Raw genomic sequence first — 8,601 nt, forward strand, 5'->3', positions numbered from 1 at the left:
TCCCTGCCCCGGCTTTGTTCGCTCGCCTCAACCCCATCCCCGCCCCTCCGTGGGTAGATGCCATGGCGTATCATCTCCCTCTGCAATGAAGGACGCCGCTCGCGGCGCATCGGATGGCGGTGCGGCACGAGCGGCGTCTCCCGTTCCCGGCTCCGCCGGCCGGCCCGCCGCCCCATCCCGGGGCGCGGCGGACCGCCCGCCGGCCGGAACGCCTGGAGACCAACGAACAGAGCAGAGATGAAGCAACCCTATGTGCGCCCCGGCATCGACGACCGGCCCGATTATGAGAAGGCGCTGAGCCCCGAGGAAAAGGCCGCGCTTGCGCGCCTCGCCGTGAAGATGGAGCGCCGCGCGCCCGAATCCTCCGCCGACCAGGCCGAGACCCAGGCCTCCCGCCTCGCCGCGGCCAGCTCGCCGGCCTCCGCCGTCGCCTCCGTGGACGCGGCCGTGCCCGACATGACCTCCTCCTTCCTCGATATGCGCGACCCGATGCTCGCCGCGAACGGCGAACGCCCCGACTCGCGCGCCGTGACCCGCCTCAAGTGGGGCTTCGCGGTCGCCTCACTGCTGACCACCGTGCCGTGGGTGGCGCTGACGATGGTGGCCCTGCCCGCCGCCGTCGCCCGCGCCGTGTGGCGTGACGGCCAGACCGGCCCCATCGCCGACGTGGCCGTGCCGCTGGGCTGGATCGTGGCCGTGGGCGCCGTCGCCGCCCTGCTGGTCACCCCGCTCGTCGCGGCGGTGTCCGACCACACCCGCACCCGTTTCGGCAAGCGCTCCCCGTGGATCGTGGCCGGCGGCGTGGTGTGCGCGCTGCTCACGCTCATCCTCGGCGCCACCGGCGGCGTGCGCAGCGCCGGCGTGTTCTGGGTGCTGCTCAGCATGGCGCATGTGATGCTCGTGGCGCCCGTCGACGCCGCCTTCGCCGAGCGCGTGCCGGACAAGTTCCGCGTCTCGCTGGTGCGCTGGCGCGGCGTGGCGCAGATGCTCGGCCAGGCCGTGGGCGCCTGGGTGGGCACGCTGTGCTTCGCGTTCAGCACCCGCTTCAGCTACGAGACCTTCGCCGTGGCGGCCGCGGTGTTCGCGCTCGCCGGCGTGGCGGCCGTGGCGGTGTGCCCGCGCGAGCCGTCCAGCGAGGCCATGTCGATGGAGCGGATCCGCTGGGCGGTGATCGCCGACCAGCTGCGCCCGCCGCGCAACGCGCCGCGCTTCGGCACGATGTACGCCGCCCGCCTGTGCATGATGGCCGCCGTGGGCCTGACCGGCGTGTTCCTGTGGTACATCGTGCGCTACTACGCCGGCGCCGACGGCCTGGGCGTCGCCCTGACGATGGACCTGCGCATCCGCCCGTGGGCGATGGTGGCGCTGATGGCGCTGTGCACGCTGGTCGGCGCCGCGGCTGCGGCCCGCGCCGCCGGCCCGATCAACGAGAGCTTCGACGACGTGCGCCGGCCGATGCTCGCCGCCTGCGTGCTGTACGCGATGGCGCTGGTCTTCCCCTGCGTGCTGCCGAATGCGGCCGCGCTGGGCGCCTTCGCGCTGATCACCGGCTTCGCCTTCGGCCTGTACGACGCGCTGGGCCAGGAGCTGGTGATGGCCGCGATGCACGACCCGCGCGCCGCCGGCCATGACCTGGGCGTGTTCAACACGGCTAATACGCTGGGATTGGTCGTCGCGGCCGCGCTGGGCGCCGCCGCGCTGGCCATCGGCGGCTTCGTGCCGCTGTTCGTGGCCGCCATCGTGCTCGTCGTGGCCGCGGCCGCGCTCATGTGGAAGGGCGGCGCCGCGGCCTGACGCGGCCCGCTGCTGCGGCGGCGAAGGATTCGACGGAACGGACGATTCGGGAGGCGTGCGGCATCGATGGTGGGCATGCGTGATGTGGCCAGGAAGGCCGGGGTGTCGCTGAGCACCGTGTCGCTGGTGGTCAACGGCACCGGGTACGTGTCGGATGCGATGCGGACCCGGGTCGAGGCCGCGATGCGGGAGCTTGACTACATCCCCAACGAGCTCGCCCGCAACCTGTTCCGCGGCCGCACCGGCACGATCGGCGTGATCGTGCCGACGATCCGCCACCCCTTCTTCGCCTCGCTGGCCGCCGCGCTCCAGCGCGCCTTCGCCGCGCAGGGCCGCCGCACGCTGCTGTGCTCCACCGCCGACGCCGACGCCGGCGAGGCCGAGTACGTGGATATGCTGCGCCGCCACATGATGGACGGCATCGTGATGGCCGCGCACACCGAACACACCCCCGACTACTGGACGTCGATCGGCCGGCCGGTCGTCGCCTTCGACCGTATGCTCGGCGAGGGCATCCCGACCGTCGGCTCCGACCACGAGCAGGGCGGCCGCCTCGCCGCCGAACGCCTGCTGGCGGGCGGCGCACGCCATGTGGTGACGGTCGGCGGGCCGCGCTCGCAGTTCGACGCCGCGGTTGGCGATCCCGGGGCGGCCGGCGCGGCGGGCACGTTCCCGACCGTGCGCTACCACCTCACCGTCGAGCGGCTGTTCGCGCAGGCGGGCGGCCGCTGGGATTACGTGGACGCGGGCGCCGTCTCCGCGCTGGCCGACCACGCGGCGGCCGCGCGCGCCGTGTTCGACCGGTTCCCCGACGCCGACGCGATCGTCGGTTCCGACCTGGTCGCCGCCTGCTGCGTGCAGGAGGCCTGGGCGCGCGGCATCCGCGTGCCCGAGGACGTGCAGATCGTCGCCTACGACGGCACGTATGTGGCCGATGTGGCCGGGGTGCCGCTGACGGCCGTGGTCCAGGACCTCGACGCCATCGCCGACCGGATCGCGGCGCGGATGGACGCGGCGATCGGCGGCGGCGACGGTGCGGCAGGCGGTGCGGGTGCGGCCGACGGCGCTGCCGACGGTGTGGCCGGCGATATCAGCGGAACGGGCAGTGCGGTCGGGGAGGGCCCTGCCGGCGGTGCAGAGGGAGCCGGCAGCGCCTGTGCCGCCCCTGATGTTGGCGCGCCGGACATCGTTCCCGTCCGGTTCCTGCCCCGCGCCTCCACCCGCTGACCGACGGTCGGCGGCTCTTTCTCCAAAACCGGTGCCGGCGGCACCATGACGACGGGATGGTGTCCGAATCGTGAACCCCCGCTCGAAAACGGGGGGATGGCGTCCTATCTTCGGGAACCAGTCCGGGCCCGACGCCCGGACGAACCACTTCGACAGCGAAAGGAGGCCGCCGCGATGACTGGAATGACTGCTCGACTGCTTGTTCTGGCCCGAATTATTATTCCGTCCTCGCTGGCGGAATAATTCGGCTGTCCCAAGCCAAGCCCCGCCAGCGAAGGCAGGGCCGCGGCATTGATCACGCTCCAAGCCCTGCCCCAGCGGCGGGGCTTTTCTGTTGGTCCCACAAGGACGTACGGCAGAACCCGGCGAACATCATCGACCACAATCATCGACCACTAATCACCGGCGACCGGCCCCAGGCGGGCGCGGAGCGCGGGATGCGCAGCCATCCCGCCTCCCTCGGCGCGGCGGCCGGCGCCAACGCAACAGGAGCATTCCCATGACCTCAGTCGACGTCACGACGGCGGACGAAGAACACGCCGCCGGCAAACTCGCGGCGATGGGCCGCGATTCGGTGAAAACCGTCATCGCCGCCTCCATGGTGGGCACCGCCATCGAGTTCTACGACTTCTACGCCTACGGCACCGCCGCGGCCAGCTACTTCCCGACCGTCTTCTTCGGCGGCACCGGCCTGGCCGCCTCGATCGGCTCGCTGCTCACCTTCGCGGTCGCGTTCATCGCGCGCCCGCTCGGCTCGCTCGTGTTCGGCCACTTCGGCGACCGCATGGGCCGCAAGACCACGCTGGTCGTCTCGCTCATGACGATGGGCGTGTCCACCTTCCTCATCGGCTGCCTGCCCTCCTACGAGCAGGTCGGTATGTTTGCCGTCGTGGTGCTGGTGCTCTGCCGCTTCGTGCAGGGCATCGGCCTGGGCGGCGAGTGGAGCGGCGCCGCGCTCGTGGCCACCGAGAACGCACCCGAGAACAAGCGCGCGCTGTACGGCTCCTTCCCGGAGCTCGGCGCGCCGATCGGCTTCTTCCTGTCCAACGGCACCTACTTCCTGCTCGAGACCTTCAACGACCAGGAGGCGATGATGGCCTGGGGCTGGCGCGTGCCGTTCCTGCTCAGCGCCGTGCTGGTGATCGTGGGCCTCGTGGTGCGCGTGCAGATGGAGGAGACTCCGATCTTCCGTATGGCCCAGGCGCAGAAGAAGGTCGTCAAGGCGCCGCTGGTCGAGGTGTTCCGCAAGTCCTGGCGCCAGGTGCTGCAGGCCACGTTCCTCGTGGCCGTCACCTACACGCTGTTCTACACGCTCGGCACCTGGTCGCTCGCCTGGGGCACCAAGGCCGCGGGCGAAGGCGGCGGCGACCTCGGCTTCACCAACCGCGAGTACCTGCTCATGCTCATGGGCTCGATCATCGTGTTCGGCGTGTTCATCGTGCTCTCCTGCGTGTACGCGGACAAGATCGGCCGCCGCCGCGTGCTCATGTTCTCCTCCGTGGCGCTGGTGGTGTTCGCGTTCGCCTTCCCGTTCCTGCTCGACCGCAATGTGGTGGGCACGCAGAACTTCGCCGCCACGATGGCCTTCCTGTGCATCGGCTTCGCGCTGATGGGCATCGCCTTCGGCCCGATCGGCGCGTTCCTGCCCGAGCTGTTCGCCGCCAACGTGCGCTACTCCGGCTCCGGCATCGGCTACAACCTGGCCGCCATCGTCGGCGCGGCCTTCGTGCCGACGATCGCCACCTGGCTGTCCGCCAACTGGGGCGTGCACTCCGTGGGCCTGTACCTGGCCGTCATGGCGGTGTGCTGCCTCGTGGCGGTGGTCTCCGCGAAGGAGACCAAGGATGTTGATTTCACCAAGTGAAATCAACAGCTGGTTTTCGGCTTCGCGAAATCTTGTCTTGGATTTCGCTCACTGAGCCAGTGGGAGTCCACTGGACTCCCACTGATCGGCTCAGCCCGGATGTTGATTTCACCAAGTGACATCAACGGCTGACCGGCCGGCCGGCATCGGCTGGCTTCCGGCGGGCATCTTCCCCGTTCCGCCGACCGGAACGGGGGTGCCCGGCGGGCCTTGGGAAACCAATCGGCACCCGCGTAATCGGGGGTGTATATCGAGGGTTTTCCGGGGATTCACATTGTGGGCGTCGCAGTCCACAATCCACCCGGCGGGACTACAACGGTCCCGCAGGAGGGGATGACTTCGGGGCGCGGGACACAATCCCAACCATTCGGGCCGTCCGGAACCTAAGGAACCGCCGGCGCGCCATGGGGCGCGGCCGGCACCACAACTGAACCAACAAGGAGTGCCGCTATGGCAGCAACAATCTGGTACGAGAAGGACGCCGACCTGTCCGTGTTCAATGGCAAGAAGGTGGCCATCCTGGGCTACGGTTCCCAGGGCCACGCCCACGCGCTGAACCTGCGTGATTCCGGCGTGGATGTGGTCGTCGGCCTGCGTCCGACCTCCAAGTCCGTCGAGTTCGCCAAGGAGCAGGGCCTCGAGGTCAAGTCCGTGCCGGAGGCCGTGGCCGAGGCCGATGTCGTGATGATCCTGCTGCCCGACCAGTACCAGGCCAAGGTCTACAAGGAGGACGTGGAGCCCAACCTCAAGCCGGGCGCCGCCCTGGCCTTCGCCCATGGCTTCAACATCCACTACGGCTACATCAAGCCGAGCGCCGACCATCCGGTGTTCATGGTCGCGCCGAAGGGCCCGGGCCACATCGTGCGCCGTGAGTACGCGGCCGGCCGTGGCGTGCCGGTGGTCGTCGCCGTGGAGCAGGATCCGGACGGCAAGACCTGGGATCTGTGCCTGGCCTACGCCAAGGCCCTGGGCGCGCTGCGCGCCGGCGCCATCAAGACCACGTTCACCGAGGAGACCGAGACCGATCTGTTCGGCGAGCAGGACGTGCTCATGGGCGGCATCAACCACCTGTGCGACATGGGCTTCGACGTGCTGACCGAGGCCGGCTACCAGCCGGAGATCGCGTACTTCGAGGTGTTCCACGAGCTCAAGATGCTGGTCGACCTGGCCAACGAGGGTGGCCTGAACAAGGCCCGCTGGTCCTGCTCCGACACCGCTCAGTACGGCGACTACACCTCCACCGTGATCAACGAGGAGACCAAGAAGCGCATGGAGTATCAGCTCAAGCGCATCCAGGACGGCTCCTTCGCCAAGGAGTTCATGGACGACCAGGCCGCCGGCGCCCCGAAGTTCAAGAAGCTGCAGGAGGAGTTCAGCCACCCGCACCTGGAGACCGTCGGCCCGAAGCTGCGCGCCATGTTCTCCTGGAACAACGGCCCGGTCAAGGACGCCGACGAGGCCGAGTCCTTCACCGGCAAGATCGCCCGCGCCCAGGTGCAGTGAGCTTGGTGCAGTGAACACTGCGCAGTGAGCGCTGTGCAACGGGCCGGAATTCCCTTCGGGGGAAGGCCATGACGGCACTGCCATAAGGCCGTCGCGCGGGGTCCGGCCGGCTGAAGGCCGGCCGGACCGCCTGCATCACGGGACCGTCGCCCCCATCGGGGCGGCGGTCCCGTCGTATGTGGGGGGGTCTGCGGTCGGTCCGGGGGTCTGTCGGCGGTCCGGGGCTGGCAGTCGGTCCGGGGCGGCCGTCGGGTCCCATCGGCCACCGGTCCGGGTCGTGGGCGGCGGGATACCACGTTGTGGACAAGGGTGACGGCACCCCCGTCGGGACCCTCTAGGATGAGGGGCAGTTTAGGACAAAATCCTCGACGGATTATCTGCGAACCACAGTAGATACCCCGGCGCGAGGGCGCGGGCGCCAAGACAGCGCCGCCCCCGAGCCACACCCCACTACTGAGCAAAAGGAGTGTGCCACATGGCAGCACAGATCTGGTATGAGAACGACGGCGACGTCTCGGTGTTCGACGGCAAGAAGGTGGCCGTCATCGGTTACGGCTCCCAGGGCCACGCGCATGCGCTGAACCTGCGTGATTCCGGCGTGGATGTGGTCGTCGGCCTGCGTCCGACCTCCAAGTCCGTGGACTTCGCCAAGGAGCAGGGCCTCGAGGTCAAGTCCGTGGCCGATGCCACCGCCGAGGCCGACGTGATCATGATCCTCGTGCCGGATCAGCACCAGCGCAAGCTGTGGGCCGAGGAGATCGAGCCGAACATCAAGCCGGGCGCGGCCGTCGCCTTCGCGCATGGCTTCAACATCCACTACGGCTACATCAAGCCTACCGAGGATCACCCGGTGTTCATGGTCGCGCCGAAGGGTCCGGGCCACATCGTGCGCCGCGAGTACGCGGCCGGCCGTGGCGTGCCGGTGGTCGTCGCCGTGGAGCAGGATCCGCGCGGCGACGCCTGGGCGCTCACCCTCGGCTACGCCAAGGCGATCGGTGCGCTGCGCGCCGGCGCCATCAAGACCACGTTCAAGGAGGAGACCGAGACCGATCTCTTCGGCGAGCAGAACGTGCTCCTCGGCGGCGTGAACAAGCTCGTCGAGATGGGCTTCGAGGTCCTCACCGACGCCGGCTACCAGCCGGAGATCGCGTACTTCGAGGTGTGCCACGAGCTCAAGATGATCGTGGACCTCATGAACGAGGGCGGCCTGAACAAGGACCGTTGGTCTTGCTCCGACACCGCCCAGTACGGCGATTACGTCAACACCTGCATCGACGAGCACGTCCGTGAGCGCATGGAGTACCACCTCAAGCGCATCCAGGACGGCTCCTTCGCCAAGGAGTTCATCGACGACCAGGACGCCGGCGCCCCGAAGTTCAAGGCGCTGCAGGAGGAGTACTCCAACGTCCGCATCGAGACCGTGGGCCCGAAGCTGCGCGCGATGTTCTCCTGGAACAACGACGGTGTGAAGGACGCCGACGAGGCCAACTCCTTCACCGGCAAGATCGCCCGCGCCCAGGTGCAGTGAGCCTGCCGCGCTGAGTCTGGCCCAGTGACCTAGGTTCGGTGGTCTAGCTCAGTGAGCTCGGCGCCATAGGCTAGCTTCAGCGGTCGGGCCAGTGGGCTCGGCGCTAGGCCATCTTCAGCGATTGGGAATCCCATGGATTCCCCGCACGTCAAGCCGCCATCCCCTCCTCGGGGGTGGCGGCTTCGTCGTCTCTGTGCGGCAAACCGTACGCTTAGCCGCGCTTAGAGTACGGTTTGCCGCAGTCTCACGGTCCCCTTGCGGCGAACCGTACTCTTGCGGCGTGTGAGCGTACGTTTTGCCGTGGTTTCGTGTGGTCTTGCGGCTCCTTTGCGGCGAACCGTACTCTTGCGTGTGCTCAGAGTACGTTTTGTCGCATGGGTGTCGTGTCAGTGCGGCGGACCGTACTGTGGTGGTTCACAGGCGTACGTTTTGCCGCATTCTTACGGTCCTTATGCGGGGAATCGTACTCTTGCGGTTCGCAGGCGTACGTTTTGTCGCATGGGTGTCGTGTCAGTGCGGCGAATCGTGCTCTTGCGGCTCGTAGGCGTACGGTTTGTCGTGGTTGGTTGGTGTGGCACGCGGGTGGTTGGTTGGTGTGACGCGCGGGTGGTTGGTTGGTGTGGCGCGCGGGTGGTGGGTGTTTTTTGGGGTGTTGGGTTGGGTGTGTTGGGTGGTTTGGGTGGTG

At 68.6% G+C, this 8,601-nt stretch carries 5 protein-coding genes; all 5 read left to right on the plus strand.

The features are described from left to right. Positions 1-237 precede the first annotated feature (237 nt). The 5 genes from H7U32_RS09050 to ilvC (H7U32_RS09070) all read left to right on the plus strand — a co-directional run bounded on the left by H7U32_RS09050 (position 238) and on the right by ilvC (H7U32_RS09070) (position 7,916). Complete coding sequence (locus H7U32_RS09050; RefSeq protein ID WP_204469750.1) at positions 238-1,794, plus strand: MFS transporter; 1,557 nt, start codon at positions 238-240, stop codon at positions 1,792-1,794. A 66-nt stretch (positions 1,795-1,860) separates the two neighbouring features. Then, positions 1,861-3,021, plus strand: a complete 1,161-nt coding sequence (locus H7U32_RS09055) for a LacI family DNA-binding transcriptional regulator (RefSeq protein ID WP_204469751.1) — start codon at positions 1,861-1,863, stop codon at positions 3,019-3,021. A 559-nt stretch (positions 3,022-3,580) separates the two neighbouring features. After that, positions 3,581-4,885, plus strand: coding sequence for an MFS transporter (locus H7U32_RS09060; RefSeq protein ID WP_204469754.1), 1,305 nt, complete (start codon positions 3,581-3,583; stop codon positions 4,883-4,885). Between the two features lie 450 nt (positions 4,886-5,335). Then, complete coding sequence (gene ilvC, locus H7U32_RS09065; RefSeq protein WP_204469752.1) at positions 5,336-6,388, plus strand: ketol-acid reductoisomerase; 1,053 nt, start codon at positions 5,336-5,338, stop codon at positions 6,386-6,388. 475 nt (positions 6,389-6,863) lie between these two features. Then, the gene (gene ilvC / locus H7U32_RS09070) at positions 6,864-7,916 is read left to right on the plus strand and encodes a ketol-acid reductoisomerase (protein WP_204469753.1); all 1,053 of its coding nucleotides are present in this window, start codon (positions 6,864-6,866) and stop codon (positions 7,914-7,916) included. Positions 7,917-8,601: the final 685 nt, after the last annotated feature.

It is taken from the genome of Bifidobacterium pullorum subsp. saeculare (genome assembly GCF_016899725.1).
Taxonomy (GTDB): Bacteria; Actinomycetota; Actinomycetes; order Actinomycetales; family Bifidobacteriaceae; genus Bifidobacterium; species Bifidobacterium pullorum_C.

Excerpts from the sequence above, each read along its gene's own strand:
- H7U32_RS09055 (WP_204469751.1), top strand. The coding sequence starts at position 1,861 with ATGGTGGGCATGCGTGATGTGGCCAGGAAGGCCGGGGTGTCGCTGAGC.
- ilvC (WP_204469752.1), top strand. The coding sequence starts at position 5,336 with ATGGCAGCAACAATCTGGTACGAGAAGGACGCCGACCTGTCCGTGTTC.
- H7U32_RS09050 (WP_204469750.1), top strand. The coding sequence starts at position 238 with ATGAAGCAACCCTATGTGCGCCCCGGCATCGACGACCGGCCCGATTAT.
- H7U32_RS09060 (WP_204469754.1), top strand. The coding sequence starts at position 3,581 with ATGGGCCGCGATTCGGTGAAAACCGTCATCGCCGCCTCCATGGTGGGC.
- ilvC (WP_204469753.1), top strand. The coding sequence starts at position 6,864 with ATGGCAGCACAGATCTGGTATGAGAACGACGGCGACGTCTCGGTGTTC.